At 61.7% G+C, this 20152-nt stretch carries 18 protein-coding genes, 1 tRNA gene and 1 other RNA gene; 9 read left to right on the top strand and 11 right to left on the bottom strand.

Annotated features, from left to right (window positions below; genetic code table 11):
- The first annotated feature begins 44 nt into the window (after window positions 1-44).
- Window positions 45-1832 (top strand): 2-isopropylmalate synthase, encoded by a 1788-nt coding sequence (gene leuA, locus ACUY2T_RS04695; RefSeq protein ID WP_448307750.1) that lies wholly within the window; start codon window positions 45-47, stop codon window positions 1830-1832.
- A 66-nt stretch (window positions 1833-1898) separates the two neighbouring features.
- Window positions 1899-3614: a DNA polymerase III subunit epsilon gene (locus ACUY2T_RS04690; RefSeq protein WP_448307749.1), complete on the top strand. Its 1716-nt coding sequence runs from the start codon at window positions 1899-1901 to the stop codon at window positions 3612-3614.
- 200 nt (window positions 3615-3814) lie between these two features.
- Here the strand turns inward: ACUY2T_RS04690 and ACUY2T_RS04685 are convergent, their stop codons facing one another.
- Both ACUY2T_RS04685 and arsB read right to left on the bottom strand, forming a co-directional pair.
- Entirely contained in the window at window positions 3815-4234 is a 420-nt protein-coding gene (locus ACUY2T_RS04685) for an arsenate-mycothiol transferase ArsC (RefSeq protein ID WP_448307748.1), read from the bottom strand.
- A 3-nt stretch (window positions 4235-4237) separates the two neighbouring features.
- The gene (gene arsB, locus ACUY2T_RS04680; protein WP_448307747.1) at window positions 4238-5344 is read right to left on the bottom strand and encodes an ACR3 family arsenite efflux transporter; all 1107 of its coding nucleotides are present in this window, start codon (window positions 5342-5344) and stop codon (window positions 4238-4240) included.
- A 138-nt stretch (window positions 5345-5482) separates the two neighbouring features.
- Between arsB and ACUY2T_RS04675 the strand changes: the two genes are divergently transcribed.
- The 3 genes from ACUY2T_RS04675 to ACUY2T_RS04665 all read left to right on the top strand — a co-directional run bounded on the left by ACUY2T_RS04675 (window position 5483) and on the right by ACUY2T_RS04665 (window position 8116).
- Window positions 5483-5830, top strand: a complete 348-nt coding sequence (locus ACUY2T_RS04675) for an ArsR/SmtB family transcription factor (RefSeq protein WP_005292343.1) — start codon at window positions 5483-5485, stop codon at window positions 5828-5830.
- A 66-nt stretch (window positions 5831-5896) separates the two neighbouring features.
- Window positions 5897-7306 (top strand): MurT ligase domain-containing protein, encoded by a 1410-nt coding sequence (locus ACUY2T_RS04670; protein WP_448307746.1) that lies wholly within the window; start codon window positions 5897-5899, stop codon window positions 7304-7306.
- Window positions 7307-8116: a type 1 glutamine amidotransferase gene (locus tag ACUY2T_RS04665; RefSeq protein ID WP_448307745.1), complete on the top strand. Its 810-nt coding sequence runs from the start codon at window positions 7307-7309 to the stop codon at window positions 8114-8116.
- Here the strand turns inward: ACUY2T_RS04665 and ACUY2T_RS04660 are convergent.
- The 6 genes from ACUY2T_RS04660 to ACUY2T_RS04635 form a co-directional block, all read right to left on the bottom strand.
- Window positions 8113-8544, bottom strand: coding sequence for a DoxX family protein (locus ACUY2T_RS04660; protein ID WP_293790904.1), 432 nt, complete (start codon window positions 8542-8544; stop codon window positions 8113-8115). The two genes, ACUY2T_RS04665 and ACUY2T_RS04660, sit on opposite strands and share 4 nt — an antisense overlap.
- Window positions 8545-8602: 58 nt before the next feature.
- A complete protein-coding gene (gene recR / locus ACUY2T_RS04655) occupies window positions 8603-9322 on the bottom strand; it encodes a recombination mediator RecR (protein ID WP_293790905.1) in 720 nt (239 codons plus the stop codon).
- Window positions 9323-9357: 35 nt separating this feature from the next.
- Window positions 9358-9672 carry a YbaB/EbfC family nucleoid-associated protein gene (locus ACUY2T_RS04650; protein ID WP_293790906.1) on the bottom strand — a complete coding sequence of 105 codons (315 nt, stop codon included), beginning with the start codon at window positions 9670-9672 and terminating at the stop codon, window positions 9358-9360.
- 132 nt (window positions 9673-9804) lie between these two features.
- Complete coding sequence (locus tag ACUY2T_RS04645) at window positions 9805-12393, bottom strand: DNA polymerase III subunit gamma and tau (RefSeq protein ID WP_448307744.1); 2589 nt, start codon at window positions 12391-12393, stop codon at window positions 9805-9807.
- 44 nt (window positions 12394-12437) lie between these two features.
- Window positions 12438-13016 carry a hypothetical protein gene (locus ACUY2T_RS04640; protein ID WP_448307851.1) on the bottom strand — a complete coding sequence of 193 codons (579 nt, stop codon included), beginning with the start codon at window positions 13014-13016 and terminating at the stop codon, window positions 12438-12440.
- Between the two features lie 170 nt (window positions 13017-13186).
- Window positions 13187-14431, bottom strand: coding sequence for an aminotransferase class I/II-fold pyridoxal phosphate-dependent enzyme (locus tag ACUY2T_RS04635; protein ID WP_448307850.1), 1245 nt, complete (start codon window positions 14429-14431; stop codon window positions 13187-13189).
- A gap of 244 nt (window positions 14432-14675) precedes the next feature.
- Between ACUY2T_RS04635 and ACUY2T_RS04630 the strand changes: the two genes are divergently transcribed.
- Window positions 14676-15719, top strand: a complete 1044-nt coding sequence (locus ACUY2T_RS04630) for a magnesium and cobalt transport protein CorA (RefSeq protein ID WP_448307743.1) — start codon at window positions 14676-14678, stop codon at window positions 15717-15719.
- Window positions 15720-15755: 36 nt separating this feature from the next.
- On the opposite strand, the gene ffs is transcribed toward ACUY2T_RS04630, so the two are convergent.
- Window positions 15756-15850: signal recognition particle sRNA small type (gene ffs, locus ACUY2T_RS04625), an RNA gene on the bottom strand.
- A 164-nt stretch (window positions 15851-16014) separates the two neighbouring features.
- On the opposite strand from ffs, the gene ACUY2T_RS04620 reads away from it, so the two are divergent.
- Both ACUY2T_RS04620 and ACUY2T_RS04615 read left to right on the top strand, forming a co-directional pair.
- Window positions 16015-16103, top strand: a tRNA-Ser gene (locus ACUY2T_RS04620).
- 111 nt (window positions 16104-16214) lie between these two features.
- A complete protein-coding gene (locus ACUY2T_RS04615) occupies window positions 16215-17060 on the top strand; it encodes a crotonase/enoyl-CoA hydratase family protein (RefSeq protein WP_293790909.1) in 846 nt (281 codons plus the stop codon).
- On the opposite strand, the gene gluQRS is transcribed toward ACUY2T_RS04615, so the two are convergent.
- Window positions 17057-18061: a tRNA glutamyl-Q(34) synthetase GluQRS gene (gene gluQRS, locus ACUY2T_RS04610; RefSeq protein ID WP_448307742.1), complete on the bottom strand. Its 1005-nt coding sequence runs from the start codon at window positions 18059-18061 to the stop codon at window positions 17057-17059. The two genes, ACUY2T_RS04615 and gluQRS, sit on opposite strands and share 4 nt — an antisense overlap.
- A gap of 71 nt (window positions 18062-18132) precedes the next feature.
- On the opposite strand from gluQRS, the gene ACUY2T_RS04605 reads away from it, so the two are divergent.
- Window positions 18133-19266, top strand: a complete 1134-nt coding sequence (locus ACUY2T_RS04605) for a hypothetical protein (protein WP_448307741.1) — start codon at window positions 18133-18135, stop codon at window positions 19264-19266.
- A gap of 419 nt (window positions 19267-19685) precedes the next feature.
- On the opposite strand, the gene ACUY2T_RS04600 is transcribed toward ACUY2T_RS04605, so the two are convergent.
- Window positions 19686-20152: transposase (locus tag ACUY2T_RS04600; RefSeq protein ID WP_448307740.1), on the bottom strand; the 467-nt coding region annotated here is incomplete at its 5' end.

Here is a 20152-nt window from a genome sequence, read left to right as displayed (position 1 = left end):
AAAGAACAACAACTTCTTCCCCGTCTTTTCAGGAGCCCCCACCTATGTCTAACGACACTTTCATCTCCGCACCCGCCCGCATCAATACCCCCAACGGCGAGATCCCCGCGGATCAACCCGCCTGGAACAAGCAGCGCAACTCCACCATGCCGCACGCGCGCTACCAGCCGTTCTTCGAAGAGGTAGAGGAAATCACCCTGCCGGATCGCACTTGGCCGGACAAGGTCATCGACCGCGCTCCGCAGTGGTGCGCCGTGGACCTGCGCGACGGCAATCAGGCTCTGATTGACCCGATGAGCCCAGAGCGCAAGCGCCGCATGTTCGAGCTGCTGGTCGACATGGGCTACAAGGAGATCGAGGTCGGCTTCCCCTCCGCCTCCCAGACCGATTTCAACTTCGTCCGCGAGATCATCGAGAACAACATGATCCCCGATGACGTCACCATCCAAGTACTGGTGCAGGCTCGTGAGCACCTGATCCGCCGCACCTTCGAAGCCTGCGAGGGCGCAAAGAACGTCATCGTCCACTTCTACAACTCCACCTCGAAGCTGCAGCGCAGGGTCGTGTTCCGCAAGGACAAGGAAGCTATCAAGAAGCTGGCCACCGACGCCGCCGAACTGATCAAGACCATCGCCGCCGACTACCCGGATACCAACTGGCGCTGGGAGTACTCCCCGGAGTCCTACACCGGCACCGAGGTCGCCTACGCCAAGGAAGTCTGCGATGCAGTCGTGGAGGTTATGGATCCGACGCCGGAGAACCCCATCATCCTGAATCTGCCCTCCACGGTAGAGATGACCACCCCGAACGTGTACGCGGACTCCATCGAGTGGATGCACCGTAACCTGAACCGCCGCGACTCCATCATTTTGTCGCTGCACCCGCACAACGACCGCGGCACCGGCGTGGCCGCCGCCGAGCTGGGTTATATGGCCGGTGCGGATCGAATTGAAGGTTGCCTGTTCGGCAACGGCGAGCGCACCGGAAACGTCTGCCTGGTGACCCTGGGGCTCAACATGCTGACCCAAGGTGTGGATCCGCAGATCGACTTCTCTGACATCGACCAAGTACGCCGCACCGTTGAATACTGCAACCAGCTGCGCGTGCCTGAGCGCCACCCCTACGGTGGCGACCTGGTGTTCACTGCGTTTTCTGGCTCTCACCAGGATGCGATCAACAAGGGTCTGGACGCTCTCGCGGAAGATACCTGGGAGGTTCCCTACCTGCCGATCGACCCGAAGGACGTTGGCCGCTCCTACGAGGCCGTGATCCGCGTGAACTCTCAGTCCGGCAAGGGTGGCGTGGCCTACATCATGAAGACCGACCACAACCTGCAGTTGCCGCGGCCAATGCAGGTGGAGTTCTCCTCCGTCGTACAGGCTGTGACCGATGCCGAAGGCGGCGAGGTAAACCCGAAGGCCATGTGGGATATCTTCTCCGGCGAATACCTGGATCGCGTCTCCCCGATCGAGACGATCTCTCTGACCGTCGACGGCGGCCAAAGTGAGGGTGAGGAAGCCAAGGTCACCGGCCAGATCGAGTTCAACGGCGAACCGCAGACCGTGCAGGGCCGCGGAAATGGTCCGATCAGCGCATACTGCAACGCGCTGGAAGAGCTGGGCTACGACGTGGAGGTGCAGGAGTACAGCCAGCACGCTCGTACCTCGGGCGATGACGCCGAAGCTGCAGCCTACGTCCTGGCGGAGGTTAACGGCGCAAAGTACTGGGGTGTGGGCATTGCAAGCTCTATTACCTACGCCTCGCTGAAGGCCATTACCTCTGCGGTGAACCGTTCCCAGGACGCTGCTGCGGGCGTTTCCCAGGGTGCTTAAAGGCCCTGTCTGCCGGGCTGCAGCCTGGCCACAGGAGCCCCCACCCTGCTGGGTAGTATGTAATCCATGAATGAGAACGATTACTCGGCCGTCCCCGGCCCCGAGCACACCGGCGCGCGCCGTCGCCGGCGCCCGCGCCGGAGGGTTAGCCGCCCGGCAGGTTCTCTCGCTGTAACTTTTTCGGATGTGAGTGCAAGCCATAACGCTGGTTCACGCGCTGACGTAGACGCTGGTTCCTCCCCTGACTCCTCCGGCTCCCCCGAAAACGCCGACCAGTCGAGCCCACGCGAGGAACTCGAATCCGCGCTGCACGACCTCCCGTCTTTGGAAGAGGCGCCGTTCGCGGCTGTCAGCATCTCCACGTCCGGTATCCACCCGAAGACCTCTCGTCTGGTGGCTCTTTCCGTGGTGTTCTTCGGCCCCGGCGCAGCCCCCACGACGAACAATGCTGCCAGCGTCACCGACACAGCCGACTTGCCCACCATCAACATCGGCCAGGAGGTCACTGCGCTTACCCGCCACCTCAACCCCGGCGAGGACGCAGGCCCCTGGCACCTCCACGGTTACCAGGTCAACGAGCTTTCCCAAGCTCTCGGCTTTAACTCCAGCGCGCAGCTGATCCACCAGGCGCTGGACGGGCGCACACTCATCATGCACGAGTCCGATTATGTGTGGGGCTTCCTCACTCATGAGTTCAAGCTGGTACAACGCTCCGCGAACCGTGGCCGTCGCAGCCGTGGCCGCGGTCGCGGGGGTCGGCGCATTCCAATGCCCGCACCGGTTTCCATCATCGACACGCTCGCCACCGCTCGCCGCCAGGCCATCGATTCCACCGACCCTCGTCTGCGCGCTATCGTCGCCAGCTACGGTATTGCCGGTGACGCTTCCCAGACTGAGGCTTCTACCAGCACAAACGCATCTGGAAGCTCCAGTAGGTCCGCCGTGCACGTCCCTGCGACAGCACTGCCGGAGGTTGGTGCGGCGGCGTCACTAACCAAGAGAGAGATCGACCCCGACGTGCTGCTAGAAGCAAACGCGCGACTCACCGCGGCCCTCGCGGTCGCACAACAGCGAGGCGGCGAGCTGACGGTGCTGGATCCCGAAGACCTCGCAGCCGATCAGTTCGGGCTGCGCCGCAGTGGCCTTCGTATTGACGCCGCTAATTCTCCCCGGCCTTTCGTGAATCCTGGCGTGTGGAAGAGCGGGGAGCCGCTAGTTGAAGGTATGGAGTTTGTGGTCAGCCCGGACGTGGCAATCGACCCGGACGAGCTGATTGGCCAAGGTGTTGCCGCGGGTCTGGCGTATAGCGAAAAGCTAAATCGTCGCAGCTCGCTTGTGGTGTGCAACGAGAACTACGAGCTGCGCGGTAAGGCGATGCACGCTGACCGGAAGAGCATTCCGCTGGTGCGCGATGAGGACTTCCTGGCGTTGCTGGCTAATGTGCAGCCCGGTGAGAAGGAGGCCAAGCCAACGAAGCCGGGTGCCGGCGCGCGTCCCCGGACCAGTGGGCTGGCAGGTCCGCGTGGCGGCTCAGGCGCTGGCGGGTCGGGCTCCAGTGGGCGCGGCGCTGGCGGGTCGGGGTCGGGGAAAACCGGCAAGTCTAAGAAGTCGAACCAGAACGGTCGCTCCAGCAACTCCGGCCACGCCAGCCACTCCGGCCACAAGGGCAACGCCACCTCTGGCGGCCACGAGGGGCAAATCCCGGGACCCAGCGGCAAGCGAAATCGTCGGAGGCGTCGGCGCCGCAAGAGTTCCGGGGGTTCCGCCAACGGCGGAAACTAGCCCGGTGTGCCCCGCCCCCTCGAAGACGCCGGAGCAGGGGGCGGCTAGAGCGTCAATGTCCAAAATCTACGAGTTATTAAAAGTAGCTCATTTGCAGCCCAAAATCGCAACCCTCTGACCTGCGTGAATAGATTAGTTATATTTTAAGACCTGGAATTTTGGACATCACTCCCAAAAGCCAGCTGGCAGCTCGGCGCCGGTTAGTCGCCCTTCAGCTCGGTGATAAGTGCGCGCACGCGGGCGTCAATGTCATCACGCACCAGTCGCATGCGCTCCATGCCCTCAATACCGCGCTCGGAGGGCTCGTCAGTAACCCACCGCTCGAGGGTCCCCTGCGCGTCGGCGGGTAGCTCCAGCTGAGCGTCCTTGCCGAGGATGACCACCCGGTCAGCCTCTCGCAGCAACTGCGGGTCCACTGCTTTTGGGTGGCCGTCGGACATGTCCGCGCCAACCTCGCTGATGGATTCCACCGACTCCGTGTTGAGCTTCGTTGCCGGTTTGGTGCCAGCGGAATGAATCTCAATGGCCTCGCCAGCATGCTTGTCCGCCAAAGCGGCCGCCATTTGCGACTTGCCGCCGTTGCCTACGCAGACGAAAAGTACCTTAGGTTTATTGCTCATGGTTTAATCCTCCCCCATCGAGACGGAACGTGCTGGACTGCTGTGCCGCACGGGCAGTGTCGGATCGCCGTTGAAGAGCTTAGGACCCACCCACAGCATGACGTAGACCAGACCGACTAGCACCGGAATCTCGATCAGCGGGCCGACCGTTCCAGCCAGTGCCTGCGCAGAGGTCGCACCAAAAGTACCGATAGACACGGCGATGGCAAGCTCGAAGTTGTTGCCCGCAGCGGTAAAAGACACAGAGGCCGACTGGGCATAATTCAACCCCGCAGCCTTGGACACAGCCAGCGCCAGGACAAACATTCCAGCGAAGTAGGCCACCAGCGGGGCCGCCGTGCGAGCCACCGTCCACGGGTGGTCCGTAATCTGCTCTCCCTGCAGCGCAAACAGAAGCACGATCGTATAAAGCAGGCCGATCAGCGCGAGGGGAGAAACCGCGGGCAAGAACTTTTCCTCGTACCACTGCTGCCCCTTCAGTCTCTCCCCGAGCACGCGGGAAGCCAAGCCAGCCGTCAACGGGATACCCAGGAAAACCAGGACGGATACCACGATCGACCAGAAGGAAAAGTCTGCCGAGGTTGTAGGAAGCCCCAGCCAGCCAGGGAGAATCTGTAGATAAAACCAGCCCAGCACTCCAAACATGAGCACTTGGAACACAGAGTTGATCGCCACAAGGACGGCGGTCACCTCTCTATCCCCGCAGGACAGCTCCGACCACACCAGAACCATCGCGATGCACCGGGCTAGGCCGACGATAATTAGCCCGGTGCGCAGCTCAGGCTCGTCGGGCAAACATACCCAGGCCAGGGTGAACATCAACGCGGGCCCAACGACCCAGTTGAGGGCGAGGGAAACCGCCATCAGGCGCTTATCCGCCGCAATCTGCCGGGTTTTGTCGTAGCGAACCTTCGCTAGCGGCGGATACATCATGACCAGCAGGCCGAGTGCGATCGGAAGCGAGATCCCTCCCACCTCCAGTTCCCCGAGCTTCGTTCCGATTTCTGGCACCACCTGGTTAACGAGCAGCCCAGCAACCATCGCGAGGATAATCCACACGGGCAGGAACCTATCCAAAAAGGACATCCGTGGACGCAACGAAGCTGTCATGCAACCTTCCTTAGATATTGACACACGTCGATATAAAACCAAATGACATATTGACACACGTCGATATAAAACCAAATGACATATTGACGCCCGTCAATATAAATGACATATTGATATCTGTCAATATAAGATGCCCGTATGGCCACCCCGCAGATTTTCCCGCTCGCAGACATCTCCACATGTTGCTCCTTGAGCAAAGGACCGCTATCGGATCCTGAGGCCACCCGTTATGCCACCTTGTTCAAGGTCCTATCCGACCCCGCCCGCTTGCAAATACTCTCCCATCTGGCAGCCAAAGGCTGCGAACCAATCAGCGTAAACCAGCTAACAGACATCACGGGACTAAGCCAGCCCACGGTCTCACATCACCTGAAACGGCTTACCGATGCAGGTCTGCTCCGCAAAGCCCGAACAGGTCGCACTGTTACACACCTAGTAAAGCCCGAACTCTTCGCTGAACTTCGCGCTGTTCTCCAAATGGACTAACGCTCGCCATCTCCGACGCACCAGCCTCCAAATTCCAGCACGCCCCTGCGGGTACACTTAGTCCCCATGGGTAAATCAGATCGAACCGGCGCTCAGCCCGGCACTGAACAGCGCACGGCCACGCAGCGCTCCACGCAGCACGGAGAACGGCAGCCCGCCGGCGCACGTCGCTCCAGCCTGCAGCGGATCCGCAGCTCCGTGGCGATCCGCATGGCGCAACTGGCCACGTGGGCGTCAAGAAAAGCGGGCCGCGGAGCCGGCGGCATGATCGGCGGCCTGGTCGGCGGGGCCATCGACCCGCAGCTGATGGCAAGCCTAGGGCCGGGCAAAGGTGGCGTGAAGCGACCAACGGTGCTGGTCACGGGCACGAATGGCAAGTCCACAACCACACGCATGCTGGCCAGCGCCGTTCGCTCTGCAGCCACCGTCTGCACCAACGAGGGCGGCGACAACATGGATGCTGGTGTTATTAGCGCTCTACTCGCCGGGCGCGATGCCGAAGCGTTGGTTCTCGAAGTCGATGAGCTGCACGTCCCCAGCATTGCTGAGAAATTGGACGCAGATGTACTGGTGCTGCTGAATCTCTCACGCGACCAATTGGACCGCGTGGGCGAGATCAACAAGATCGAACGGGCACTGCGGGCATGCGTGGAAGCACGCCCACACATGCAGATCATCGCGAACTGCGACGACGTTTCTGTCACCTCCGCCGCCTGGGATTCCCCGAACGTTCAGTGGGTCAGCGCCGGCTTCGGCTGGGCGGGCGATTCCACCAGCTGCCCGCGCACCGAAGGCGCGATCATCCACCGCACCGGCGAGGATGGTGTGGTGGACTGGTTCGCCGCTAAGAAGCTCCCCGATGGCCGGGAATTCCGCAGGCCAACCCCCGATTGGCGCATCACGGATGAAGGGCTAATCGACCGTGAGGGCCAACTGCACCCCATGAATCTGACTCTCCCCGGCAACGCGAATCGCGGCAATGCCACGCAGGCCGTCGCAGCGGCTGTGGCCGCGGGAGAACTGCTGCACCGTCCGATCCCCACCGAGCAGGCCATCGCCGCGGCTGAGAAGGTGGATAATGTCGCAGGCCGCTACTCCGTGGTGCGCTTCGGCGACCACGAGGTGCGCCTGATGCTGGCGAAGAACCCAGCCGGTTGGCAAGAGGCACTTTCCATGGTGGATCGCACCGCCGATAGCCTCGTGATCAGCGTAAATGGTCAGGTTGCCGACGGGCAGGACCTGTCGTGGCTATGGGACGTTCGCTTCGAGAACTTCGAGGGCGTGCACGTGGTGGCCGCCGGCGAGCGCGGTACTGATTTGGCTGTTCGCCTGGGCTACGCCGCCGTCGAGCACAACTTGATTAAGGATACGGTCGAGGCGATCCGTTCCTGCCCGCCGGGCCGCGTGGAGGTTCTGGCGAACTACACAGCGTTCCGCGATTTGAAGCGGGTGCTGGACAAGGAAGGGGAAGCGTAAATGAGCAGCGTCAACAAACCTGCAGACCTCAACATCGGCCTGATCCTGCCCGACGTGCTCGGCACCTATGGCGACGATGGCAATGCCTTGGTGCTGCGGCAGCGCGCCCGTATGCGCGGAATTTCGGCGGAGATCCAACCAATCCACCTGGGAGAGCCCGTCCCAGAGACCTTCGACATCTACACCGTCGGTGGCGGCGAGGATACCGCGCAGGTTCTGGCCGCCGAGCACCTTATCAGCGATGGTGGCATTACCCGGGCCGTCACTGCCGGCCGCCCGGTGCTGGCCATTTGTGCTGGTCTACAGGTGTTTGGCGAGTCTTTCACCAGCCACGGTCGCACCGTTGAGGGACTGGGGCTTATCGACGCCACCACGTCTCAACTCGCCGAGCGCATGATCGGCGAAATCGCCTCCACCCCGGCAGCCTCCGCCGTAATCGGCGGGGAAACAGGCCTGACCGAACCACTGACGGGGTTTGCCAACCACATGGGTGCCACCATCCTGGGCGCGGATGCCGAGCCGCTGGGGCGCCTTACCCGGGGCACGGGCAACACCGACAGCCATGGTGCGGAGACCGCCGGGCTATCGGGCGAGGATGCTCACCGGCAGACTCGCGCCGAAGGCGCGGTGCAGGGTTCGGTTGTGGCCACGTACATGCATGGTCCCGTGCTGGCCAGGAATCCGCAGTTGGCGGACTGGCTGCTCGCCCGCGCGATGGGGGTTGCGCTCAACGAGCTGCCCGAGTTCCAGGGTGAGCTGGCGGAGCAGTTGAACCGTGAGGTGGCGTCGTTAAGAAAGGAGCGCCTCTAAGCACCGAGCTTGGCCACGCTAAGGATCATCGGCAGCTGAAGGGGGACGCGCGCGAAGGCGATGGCGCGCGCAGGCTGCGGTTTGGCGCGCCAGTCCCAGGCCATCTTGATGTTGCCGGGGAGCACGCCGACTAGAAAGAGTGCGGCGGCGGGGGCGATTGTACTGCGTAGCGCGCGGCGCCATTCGGGCTTCAGGCTACATGCCGCGATGCTGGTGGCCAGGGCGATTTCCATGGCTCCGGAGCCGAGCGTCCAGGCGCGCGGGGTGCCGGGGAGTTCCTCTGGAACGATCTGGTCGAAGTCCTCCGGCTTAACAAAGTGCAGCACGCCTGCGATGCCGAAGACGGTTCCCCATACGGCGGAGCGAATGCCGGCCGCGCGGGACAGGTGGTGCGGACGGATGGCGTTGTGCAAAGGGTTTTTACTCATGAGCGCCACTGTAGTCCCGCCGTGCGACAGGGGGATAGAGGCGACAGGGGTGTAGAGACTACAGCGCGGTGCGCCCCGCAAACGCGCGGGAAAGCGTGAGCTCGTCGACGAACTCCAAGTCCCCGCCCATCGGGATGCCCGAGGCCAGGCGGGTGACCTTCAGCCCGGGGAAGTCGCGCAGCAGGCGAGCTAGATAAGAGGCCGTTGCCTCGCCCTCCGTGTTGGGGTCGGTGGCGATAATAACCTCGGCGATCTCGGGGGCTGTGTCATACTCGATATCATTTTCCACGTCGCCGGTGCGGGAACCGTCACCGACGGTGGATGTGGCGTCACTAAGTGAAGCACCGCTGCCCTTCGCGCCGAGCGCAACATCCGGCAGTGCCCCGCCGATGCGCTGCACCAAGGGGGTTACGTTGAGTTCCTTTGGCCCAATTCCGTTGAGTGGGTCAAGCGCCCCGCCGAGCACGTGGTAGCGCCCGCGATACTCCGCGGTGCGCTCAATGACTTGAATATCCTTGGACTCCTCCACCACGCAGATGATGCTCTTGTCGCGATGGGAATCCGCACAGATCCGGCACACGTCCTCTTGGGAGATGTTGTGACAGATACGGCAGAACGTCACGCCGCGCTGCAGGCGGCCGAGTGCGCTTTGGAAGCGTTCGATATCTTCCGGCTCCTCATTCAGCAGGTGCAGGGCGATGCGCTGTGCGCTTTTTGGCCCGATGCCGGGGAGCCGTGAGAACTCGTCGATAACGTCCTGTAGTGGTCCTTCGAACAACTAGATCTCTCTTTGAAGCTGCAAAAATGGGTGGGTTAGAAGCCCAGGCCGTTCATGCCCTGGGACAGCGGCCCCATCTTCTCCTCAGCCAGGGTCTGCAGCTTCTGGTTCGCATCCTTGAACGCGCCGAGCAGCAGGTCCTTGAGGGTGTCGATATCTTCTGGGTCGACGATCTTGGGGTCGATCTCCATGTCGGTGACCTCGCCGGTGCCGGCGACGGAGATGGTGACCAGGCCGTTGCCTGCCTCGCCCTTAACGGTGGAAGCTGCGATCTCGCGCTGTGCTTCCTGCAGCTGTGCCTGTACCTGCTGTGCCTGCTGCATTAGCTGGTTCATGTCTGGCTGGCTCATGTGTTTTTACCTTTCGTTGGTGTTTTTCATGGGGTGTTTTCCATGCTTGGATTTTGCTCTTCCACAACTCTACCGGTCGGTCCCGACAGGCGTGTTAGGCGCCGTCGCGTGTGGTCGCTGTGGTGTTCACGCTTAGCGAACTCGCTCCGCGCCGAGGCTCTTTTCGATCAGCTCACCTGCGATTTCCAATGGTGTGCGGTGATCGCGCTCGCCGGGGGCGCGCTCGATGTCTGCGAGCAGCTCGTCGCGTTCTCTTTGTTCATTTCTTTGTGACGCCCCCTCGCTCTCCCCTCCCCCAATCTCACGTTGGGGTTGCGGGAGGTTCTCCGCTGGCTGAGGTTCGGCCTCCATGGGTTCCGGCGGTAGCGGAGCATCGGCCGCATAGTCCCGCGCTGAGTCGGCGGGGTTGGCAGCGGAGGCGGCAGCGCTGCCAACCCAGGTGTCGACTGGCCCGTCGGCAAAAGCATCAGCAGGCGGCTCATCGGGCAAAGGCACTCCGTTAAAGCCATTTTCAATGTTGTACTTCTTGCGCGCTTTGGCCCGCTCAGCGCGCGCACGCCAGCCGGAGTTCGGATCGTCCTGCGCAGGAGTATCCGTTTGGTTGGCATCAGCATTGGATTTAGCGTTGACCTTGGCCGTGGCGCCACCGTTGCGGTGAGAGTGCGAGGCTTTGCGCATCGCTTCTTCCATCGCGCGGGCTCGTTCCAGGGCGCTGTTGGCGGCACTGCGGGAGGCCACCGCATCCATCGGGGTTTCCGCTGGTACGGGGTTCACCGGGGTGGAGGCAGGAGTGGCAGGGGGCGCGGTGGACGTCGGGGCTGTTTCCTGATCCTCACCGGCGGCGGGCTGAGCCTCCGCCGGTTCAGCTTTTCCCGTTGCATCGCCTCCTGCGGCTTCGTCCCCAACAGGTTTTCCGCTGACGTAGACCACGATGCGGGCTGGGCTCCCCGTGACGGTTTTGATCGCCTCCGAGTAGACGCCTGCGTTTTTCTGCCCGCAGACAAGGCGCGCCAACGATCCGGTGTGGTGGTTCACATGCAGTTCGCCCGCAGTGGGCTGGGTTGCACGCGGGGTTGCTCCCCGTAGCGCAATCCAGGCGCTCAGGTCCTTGTCATGGACGGCATCCATGATCCGCGCCCACGTTTCCGAGTCCATTGCCGTCGGTGCAGGCTCGGCGGGAGCGGAGTCAGTCGTCTCCGCAGATTCTGCCGTAGCAGCGGGCTCTGCTGGTCCAGCTGATCCTGCTTGTTCCGCAGCTCCGGCTCGGCGGTGGCGTTGCATGATGTCCCGAGCCCGGCGCGCCTCAGCGATTGCCGGGGGTTCTTCCTCCGCAGTCGGTCCTGCGACCGGTGGACCAGCCTCCTCAGGCTTAGGCTGCTCAGGCTGTGTTTGCTGTGGCTGCTGTAGCTGCCGCGGCTGTTGTGACTGTTGCGCTTGCTCGTCGGGCTGTTCTTCCTGTGCTGGTTGGCCTGGCTGATCCGGCTGGGTCGCAGCTTTCCTCCGGCGCGCAAACATTTCCGCTCGACTACCGCGCACACCGGTGCCGGTATCCGCGCTGGTAGCTGCGCCACCGCGCCCCTTTTCCAAAGCCTCCACGCGCTGCGCCAGTGCTTCCACTGTCATACCCGCAGCGGGCAGCGCCATGCGGGCACATAGAATCTCCAGCAGCAGTCGCGGCGCCGTCGCCCCGCGCATTTGTGCCAGCCCTTCATTTACCAGGGAAGCACAGCGGGTCAGCGTCGCTTGCCCCATCTTTTCCGACTGCTCACGCAAGGTCTCACGGGACTCCTCCGGCGCATTCACCAGCCCCCGGTCAAAGGCATCCGGCACAGCCTGCACGACCAACAAGTCACGGAAACGATCCAACAAGTCCTCGCCGAATCTGCGCGGGTCATAGCCTGCATCGATCACTTCGTCGACCACGGCGAACAATGCCGCGGAATCATGCTCTGCGAGCGCATCCACGGCACGGTCGATCAGGGTGGAATCCGTCACTCCCAGCAGAGCCAGTGCGCGGTTATATGTCACGCCTTCCGGCCCGGCACCGGCAAGCAGCTGATCCATGATGGATAGCGAATCGCGTGGCGACCCGCCGCCCGCACGGATAACCAGCGGATATACGGCATCTTCCACCGGCACGCCTTCACCGGACACCACCGATTCCAACAGCCCACGCATATCCGGCGGCGCCAGCAAGCGGAACGGATAGTTGTGGGTACGCGAACGAATCGTCTGCAGCAGCTTTTCCGGCTCAGTCGTGGCGAAGATGAAGATCAGGTGCTCCGGTGGCTCCTCCACAATCTTCAGCAGAGCATTGAAACCTGCGGTGGAGATCATGTGCGCCTCGTCGATAATAAACACCCGGTAGCGCGATTCCGCTGGCGCGTAGAAAGCACGTTCGCGCAGTTCACGCATATCGTCCACACCGTTATGCGTCGCCGCGTCCAGCTCCGTGACGTCCAGGTTTCCCGGCCCGCCCGGCGCCAGTGATACGCAAGACTCGCACACCCCGCACGGCGTAGACGTCGGCCCCTTTACGCAGTTCAGAGAGCGCGCCAAAATGCGCGCGGAGGAAGTCTTACCGCAACCGCGCGGCCCCGAAAACAGATATGCGTGGTTAATCCGCCCGCTATCCAGCGCCACGGACAGCGGTTCGGTCACGTGAGATTGCCCCACGACCTCGGCAAATGTTGCCGGACGGTATTTCCTATAAAGTGCCACGAACCTAGCCTACATTCCGCCTGCGACGACCCATTACGGTTGGTCTAGCGCCAGATGTCATTGATATTGACGCCCTCACGTACCAACCGCTCCTGCACCGCGGCTACACCGGCCGTCTGCGCCAGCTCCAGCTCTTCATCGGTGAGCATCACCAGCTGAGCTGCGATGGTCAGTCGGCCAGGGTGCGTGAACTCCACGTCCGCGTCATCTTCCTTGGAGTGGCGGCTCGCTCCGCCAGAGGTGACTTCGTGAACGTGCGGCACGCCATCGTCCCATACGTACGGCACAACCAACAGGCCATTGCGGGCGGTGATCTTCCGCTCGGATTCCGCGTCCATCTGCTGGACAACGTCGGGCAGGAGCGTGCCGGGTTGCGGCGGCCAGTGAGTTGGATCCTGGGAGATCATCGAGGCTGCATGTGCCAACAAATCAGCAGCGGTATCGTCGTGTCCGCTGACCACCGTCAGCAATTCGACGCGCAGATCGGAACCGTCCTCGGTCTGCAGGCCGGATTCCATGCGCCCCGCGTCGATGGTCATGGCAACCGTCTCGGCCAGCACGGCCCCTACAGCGCCATCCTGGGATGAGGGGTTTTGATCCGTGGGGGCGTCACCAAGAAACACCTCGGCGACAGCGAACTCGGGGAAGGAATCGTTGATCCTGCGGCGTGCGATGGTCGGCTCGCCGGGCAGCAAGCCCTGAACCCAAACGAATGTTTCTTCGGTGTTAATGGCGATCCTCCTGCTTAATGGCGCTCACTGTGGGGCTAACCCTTGGTTGGTTCCAGTGGGATCTAGCGCTGCCCGGCGGCGTGCTCGACCATCTCAATGGCGGCGTAAAGCACACAGGTGGCGAAGCCATCCATGGCAACCTCTAGTTGCTCGATCGTCGGCATGGAGGGAGCCAGGCGCAGATTGCGGTCGTTGGGATCCTGCTTCAGCGGGTATGTAGAGCCCGCTGCGGTGAGGGCCACGCCGGCCTTCTTGGCCAGCTCCACCACCCGAGAAGCGGTGCCATCTAGCAGGTTCACAGAAATGAAGTAGCCACCCTCCGGCACGGTCCACTCGGCAACATTGGCCTCGCCCAGGCGGCGCTCCAGGATCTCCACCACACGGGTGAATTTCGGTCCCAGCGAACCTGCGTGCTTGCGCATGAGGTCGCGTACGCCCTCGGCATCCTTCAGGAACTGTAGGTGGGCAAACTGGTTGACCTTGTTCGGCCCGATACCGCGCACGTTCGCGATCTTCTTGTACCACTCCAGGTTCTCCGTGGAGGAAGCAAAGAAGGCTAGGCCAGAGCCCGCGAGAGTGATCTTGGAGGTGGAAGACATAGCCCAGAAACGGTTCGGGTTGCCCGCCTTCTCGGCTACGTCGAGGATGTTGATGATCTCTGGGAACTCGTCGGTCAGGGTGTGGACTGCGTAGGCGTTGTCCCACACGATGCGGAAATCCGGCGCACCGGTTTCCATTGCAGCCAGGGCCTCCGCAGTCTGCTGGGAGTAGGTCACACCAGTCGGGTTGGCGAACATCGGCACGGCCCACATGCCCTTGACCGCCGGATCCTTCGCCAGCTCGCGTACCTGATCCATGTCGGGGCCTTCGTCTGTCATATCGACGGTAACCATCTCAAAGCCGAATAGTTCCGTAATGGAATGGTGGCGGTCGTAGCCCGGCACAGGGCAGATCCACTTGAGCTTTTCTTCCGCAGACCATGGACGCTCAGAATCGTTTGTGCCGAAGGTGTATGCCCAACTGATGAGGTCGAACATGATGTTCAGGCTGGAGGAATCGCCAGCGATGACGTTCTCCACCGGCAGACCCAGCACATCGGCCCACAGCTCGCGAATCTCGGTCAGTCCTACGCCACCGCCGTAGTTGCGTACATCCAATCCCGAAGGGGAGGTGAAGTTCTCCCCCGGCAGGCTCAGCAGATCAACCGAGAAATCGAGCTGCTCCGCCGACGGCTTGCCGCGCGTGAGATCCAGGTTCAAGCCCTTAGAATGTAGTTCTTCGTAAGCCTGGCGCACATCCTCTTTCATGCTGAGGAGGAGGTCGGTGTTGACGTTATCGATGTTCATAAAATGTCTCTCCCGCTTGTGGCGTACTGGATTTAGCCGTACTGGATTTAGCTTTGTGTGCAAGTCTAACTGAACCCTCGGACAGCGCACCGGCACCCACATCTGCAGTGCTACGGGCTGACGGTTAGGATATCGACAGGCTGCGAGGGACAAGCAGCGGTGTAGCACCGCGCGAACCACCGGGTTTAGTTGGAAAGGACTCACCATGGCAAAGCACGAACCAAACCGGGTCCGGGTCCCCGTCGAACGAGCTATCCGCGAGTGTCGCCTTTATGTACAGGGCAAGCAGTACCCAGGTCAGGCCAACTACATCACGGCTCTCAAGGACATCGAGGAGCTGTCGGATGGCACCAGTCAGGACTTTGTCATGGTGACCCTGGAGGAGCCCTCCGAGGAACAGATGTTGCGTGTCGCCCAGCGCTATGGCGTCGACGAACTGATTGTTGAAGACGCCGTCAATGCCCACCAGCGTGCAAAGGTGGAGCGCTACGAGGATCAGCTGTTTTCTGTCATCCGCTCCGTCCAATATGCGGATAACCAGGACATCATCGACCGGCGCGACATCATTCAAACCGGCGAAGTGCAGATGGTCATTGGCCGGAAGTTCATCATCGTCATTTCCCACGGCACGGATCTCCCAAACCCTGAGATGCGGCTCCACCAGGCTCCGGAGCTACGCAGCAAAGGGCCGCTCTCTATTGCGTGGGCTATCTCGGATTATCTAGTCGACGAGTACACACGCATCGCCGAACAGCTCGAAACCCGGGTCGATGATCTCGAAGAGGAGGTCTTCACCCTCCGCGACGAGTTCGACATCGAGAACATCTACACGCTCAAGCGCGAGATCTTGGAAATGCGGCATGCTATCGACCCACTGATCCCCGCCCTGCGCGCGTTGATTCAAAATCATAAGGATCTCACGTCCAAGCAGATTCGGGCTTTCTTCCGCGATGTGCTGGATCACGCCATGTTGGCAAAGGACAAGATCGATTCCTTCGACGAGCGACTGTCGTCCCTTATTCAGGCGGGTTCGGCGATCATTTCCTTGCGTCAAAACCAAGATATGCGCACGATTTCCGCGGTCGTCGGTATGGCCGCCGCCCCGACAATGATTGCGGGTGTGTACGGCATGAACTTCGAAAACATGCCTGAGCTGCAGTGGCACTACGCGTACTACGTCTGCTTAGCGGCGATGGTTGGCGTAGTCGCGTTGATGTGGTGGTGGTTTAAGCACAACAACTGGCTATAGCCCAGCTCCCGAGCCCCGTCCCCCGGTAATAGATAAAAAAGGGGACCCCGCGCACCCGTCAGAGCTCGTTGACCCTTGCTGCATTCCTGCCCTGGGGGAGTTCACAAGATACACGCCGCGCGGAATCCGTTGCCCATAGTAACGCACGTGCGCTCGTTGTTCCAAAGGCCTACTCTTCTTCCCTATTGACGCCCACTTTCCAGGCGCCAGCACCCGATTTGGAAACCACAGGCCGCGTTGTGTAACCTGTCACGAGTACGTCAGAGCCATTGCTTTTAGCTCTGCCGTTCGGCATGGAGGATTCGACTAGCGGCCTATGTCACACGCCTGGAACGCGTGCGGGAGTCACATCCCTCGTGGGTTCAAATCCCACATCCTCCGCCATTTGAAACCGGCGCCCCCAAAGTTTTAATTTCCGGGGGCGCCGGTTTTCGCATTCTCACTGATTCACCAAACCCGCCCACACTGCCCGGCCCGTGCCTTAGTTTGGAATGCATGAACGCACCGAGCACGCCGACGAGCACTCCCCCCACCACTGCCCCTCTCGTCACCACGGAATACTCCGAGTCCATTCCCGGCCTCGTTCACGTCCGCCTGAACCGCCCCAACAAGCTGAACTCTCTGACGATCGACCTGCTCCAGCAGCTCATCGATACCGCACACACGCTTCGCCGCGACCGCTCCGTCCGCGCCGTCATCCTCTCCGGCACAGACGGCAATTTCTCCTCCGGTCTGGACTTCGCGGATACCCTGAAAAGCCCACCCCGTATGCTTTCGCATTTCATCCCGCGTCCCCTGCGCGGCACCAACACTTTCCAGGAAGCGCCGTGGGCGTGGCGTCGCCTGCCGTTTCCGGTGATTGCCGCGGTAGAGGGCTACTGTTTCGGCGGTGGTGTCCAGATCGCTCTTGGTGCGGACTTTAGGTTTACTAGCAATGACGCCCACTGGTCCGTGTTGGAAGCTAAATGGGGCCTGGTGCCGGACATGTCGGGGATCATGTCCCTCAAGCAATTGCTGCCGGTTGACGTGGTGAAAAAGCTGGCCATGACCGGGGAGACCTTCTCCGGGGAACGCGCCGCGGAGCTAGGTCTGGCCGAGGTGGCCGAGGATCCACTGGCAGCGGCAGAAGAACTAGCGCGAAAGATCATCGAGCGCTCGCCGGATTCGGTGGCCTTGGCGAAGAAGCTGGTCGACGAGACGTGGGAACTTGGGCCGCGGCGTACCTTCGCCAAGGAGCGGTTGCGCCAGGCACGGCTGCTGGTCAGCAAAAATGCGGCTATAGCGCGGAAGGCTGCGCAGAAGAAGGTCCCGCCGAAGTTCCGCCCCCGCGCGGTGCGCTAATCCACAGGTGTCCAGGTGACTGGCTCGCGGGGCAACAGCTCCGGCTCGAAGGTCGCCAGCAGCTCGGCGGGTTGCACCCCTCCGGCCGCGCGGATATCCACCGCCGGCCCCAGCGATTCCGCGATCCACAGCAACATCCCTTCCGCCCCGCCGGGGAAGTCCCGAAGCGTGACGGCCCCGTCCCGCTTCGCCAAACGCTTCCCGTCGGGTCCCCTCACCAGCGGAACGTGTACATACTCCACAGGTGGAAGTCCCAACAGGTGCGCAAGGTACGCCTGCCGAGGGGCGGAGCTCAGCAGGTCATCCCCGCGCACAACCTGCCCCACCCCGGCCAGCGCATCATCGACGACAACTGCCAGGTTGTAGGCGTAATCCCGGTTCACCGCCTCGTGGCCGACAGCGCCGGCATTGCCCGCGCCCTTGGGAGCGTTTCCACCGCGCCGCAGCACCATGTCATCCACCACCCCGCGGTACGCTCCGCCCCCACGCCGGCCTGCAGCAAAGCTTTCGCGGACTTCCCATTCTTCAACGCTCGCGCGCAGTCTCAGTGCCGGTACGCGCCCCCGCTCCGCCAGCTCCGCGCGCTTCGCCGCCCGCGCCGACTCTCCTAAGTCTCGACACGTTCCCGGGTATGCCCCCGGTGCGGCGTGCGGCGCACGAACTGCCTCCGCGATGTCCTTCCGCGAGCAATAGCACTCGTACACGAGCCCTTGTTCGCGCAGATCGTTTAACGCTTTTTCGTACTCCGACCAGGTTTCTTGTTGACGCCGAATTTCCCCATCGTAAGTGATCCCCATAGTGGAAAGGTCCAGTAGTTGCTGATGCGCAGCGGCTTCAGAGGACCTCTGAGCATCAATATCGTCGACGCGCATCCGAAACTCGCGGCCTTCATGCTTCGCGAACATCCACGCCAGCACAGCAGTCCGAAAATTCCCCAGGTGCAGATCCCCGGAGGGGCTGGGCGCGTACCGCCCCGCCCCTCGCTGCATCAGATCCTCCATGCCAACGCCTCCTGTTCCGCTTCCCTGGCAAGGCTACCCGCGGGTCTGCAATACTTTTAAGCCAAAGGGGGATGGTTCAGACCTTTAGGGGGAATGTGGGTTTGGAGACGTGGGGGCGTCACGAAGCAAAAACCACAACGCTGCTTATAGAGGGGAAGAGACTCCCGCCCGGCGCACGGCGTGGACTCGGGCGCGGGCAGCGGTACTACAAGATTGCGCCGGGGATCTACGCCGAGCGCGCGCGATGGGAGGCACTGTCGCGCGACGATAAACTGCGACTACACGGGATTGCACATGTGCTGAGCTGCACGAACGGGATCCTCTGCGGACAGTCCGCAGCGTTGATGTGGGGGCTGCCGATCGCCAGGCGGGCTGACCCCAACGCGGAAATCGGCTTCCATCCGCCGGAAGGGACAACCGCGAAACTGCAGCTCCGAACCCCACGGCCATTGCACGCGACCGCCGCCAAACGTGCTGAAACGCTGCAAATAGAAACCTCGAACGGATTGCGGGAGGTGCGGCTCACCAGCGTTAACGATACGATCATCGATCTCGCTCGGTGGCACAGTGTGGCAGACGCAGTCGTGGCCGCAGAGTTCGCAGCCCGAGCCGCAATGGGCGGACTGGGAACTCCGGAGTTCATAGCGGAATTGCGCGCCGACGCAAACGGACTGCGGAGACTCCGGGGGATTGCGAAGGCGAGGGAAGCGCTTCGGCTGATCAATGGCGCGTCCGAGAGTCCACGGGAATCCGCGCTGAAGGTGAAGCTCTGGGAGGCCGGACTACCTGCGCCTATGCAACAAGTGGAGCTGCACTACGAGGGCTACTTCGCAGGTCGGGTGGACTTTTTCTATCCTTGCGGGCTGGTGATCGAATACGACGGTCAGAGCAAGTACCAACCCGGTCAGGCCGGCGGCCTGTCCGGTGGCCTGTCCGGCAGGATGTCCAGCGGCCTGTCCGGTGGCCTGCCTGGCGGGATGGTCAACGAAGAGGTGTTCGCAGCGCGGCAAATCATCAGCGAGCGGGCACGAGAGCGCAAACTGCAGAACCTCGGTGCGCGGATTTACCGAGTGGACCGAGACAACTTCCGCGATGGCACCGCCGTGGCGGATATTTGCAGGCTCCACAGGCAGATGACGCAGCATGGGCTCGAGTTTCCCGCCGCCAATTACCGGGGAGGCGTGCCAGCGTGGGAAGCCCCGTGACGGCTAAGCGATTCTCAGCCCGTTTAAGCGATTTTTGATGCGCCGGCAGGGGCGGGGGCGCGCCGATCAGCCAGGCGAGCAGGGGAGGTTTTGCACATTTTCCGACACTCACGACGCGGAATGTCCAGAATTCCACGTCTTAAAATATAACTAATCTATTTGCACAGGTCAGAGCGTCGCAATTTTGTGCTGCACACTCGCTACTTTCAATAACTCGTAGATTTTGGACATCCACACTTTAGCCCGAGCCAGCAGCTGCGCGATGTGTGACCGATGGGGTTGATGTGACGGCTTTCGGGGGGTGTCCCTATGTTTTTGTCAAGTGTCAGGCCGATGTTGGCGAGTACAGTCTTGGGAGTAGTTTCTTAGGCGTGCCTAGGAGTCGGCCAGCGTGTGCTGGTCGGCTTCGTCTTTGGGCTTTACGCGGCGACGGGGCGTGGCGGGATTTCGCGGAAGAACTCCTTGTTTTTCAGCATCGCGTAGATGACATTGCATCGGCGTCGTGCCAGGCAGATGACTGCTGCGTTGTGGCGTTTTCCTTCAGCACGTTTGCGTTCGTAATACCGCCGTGACGGTTCGTGGCTGCGGATAACCGCGAATGCGGAGTAGAACAAGGCGTTTTTCAGTCGTTTATTGCCTGACCGTGCTGGGAACTCACCTCTGATCGACGAACCGGATCGTCTAGTCACGGGTGCTATTCCAGCATAGGCAGCTAAGTGGCCAGCACTATCGAAGTCGGAGCCATCACCGATCGCAAGAAGGATCTGCGCTGCGGTCTTGATGCCGACTCCGGGCATACTCATCAAGACCTCACAAAGAGGGAAATCAGCGAGCATCTCTTCAACCTGCTCAGCGATGGTGTTTCGTTGCTCTTTGAGGGCCTTGA

The organism is Corynebacterium sp. 22-2729 (assembly GCF_053479475.1).
This window is presented reverse-complemented; position numbering and strand designations above follow the sequence as displayed.

Bases quoted from the DNA above. Each gene is read 5' to 3' on its own strand.
- ACUY2T_RS04650 (WP_293790906.1), bottom strand. From the start codon at position 9,672: ATGAGCCAGCCAGACATGAACCAGCTAATGCAGCAGGCACAGCAGGTA.
- ACUY2T_RS04635 (WP_448307850.1), bottom strand. From the start codon at position 14,431: ATGAAAGAGGATGTGCGCCAGGCTTACGAAGAACTACATTCTAAGGGC.
- ACUY2T_RS04685 (WP_448307748.1), bottom strand. From the start codon at position 4,234: ATGAGCAATAAACCTAAGGTACTTTTCGTCTGCGTAGGCAACGGCGGC.
- ACUY2T_RS04670 (WP_448307746.1), top strand. From the start codon at position 5,897: ATGGGTAAATCAGATCGAACCGGCGCTCAGCCCGGCACTGAACAGCGC.
- arsB (WP_448307747.1), bottom strand. From the start codon at position 5,344: ATGACAGCTTCGTTGCGTCCACGGATGTCCTTTTTGGATAGGTTCCTG.
- ACUY2T_RS04605 (WP_448307741.1), top strand. From the start codon at position 18,133: ATGGTTCAGACCTTTAGGGGGAATGTGGGTTTGGAGACGTGGGGGCGT.
- ACUY2T_RS04660 (WP_293790904.1), bottom strand. From the start codon at position 8,544: ATGAGTAAAAACCCTTTGCACAACGCCATCCGTCCGCACCACCTGTCC.
- leuA (WP_448307750.1), top strand. From the start codon at position 45: ATGTCTAACGACACTTTCATCTCCGCACCCGCCCGCATCAATACCCCC.
- ACUY2T_RS04675 (WP_005292343.1), top strand. From the start codon at position 5,483: ATGGCCACCCCGCAGATTTTCCCGCTCGCAGACATCTCCACATGTTGC.
- ACUY2T_RS04690 (WP_448307749.1), top strand. From the start codon at position 1,899: ATGAATGAGAACGATTACTCGGCCGTCCCCGGCCCCGAGCACACCGGC.
- ACUY2T_RS04665 (WP_448307745.1), top strand. From the start codon at position 7,307: ATGAGCAGCGTCAACAAACCTGCAGACCTCAACATCGGCCTGATCCTG.
- ACUY2T_RS04615 (WP_293790909.1), top strand. From the start codon at position 16,215: ATGAACGCACCGAGCACGCCGACGAGCACTCCCCCCACCACTGCCCCT.
- ACUY2T_RS04630 (WP_448307743.1), top strand. From the start codon at position 14,676: ATGGCAAAGCACGAACCAAACCGGGTCCGGGTCCCCGTCGAACGAGCT.
- gluQRS (WP_448307742.1), bottom strand. From the start codon at position 18,061: ATGGAGGATCTGATGCAGCGAGGGGCGGGGCGGTACGCGCCCAGCCCC.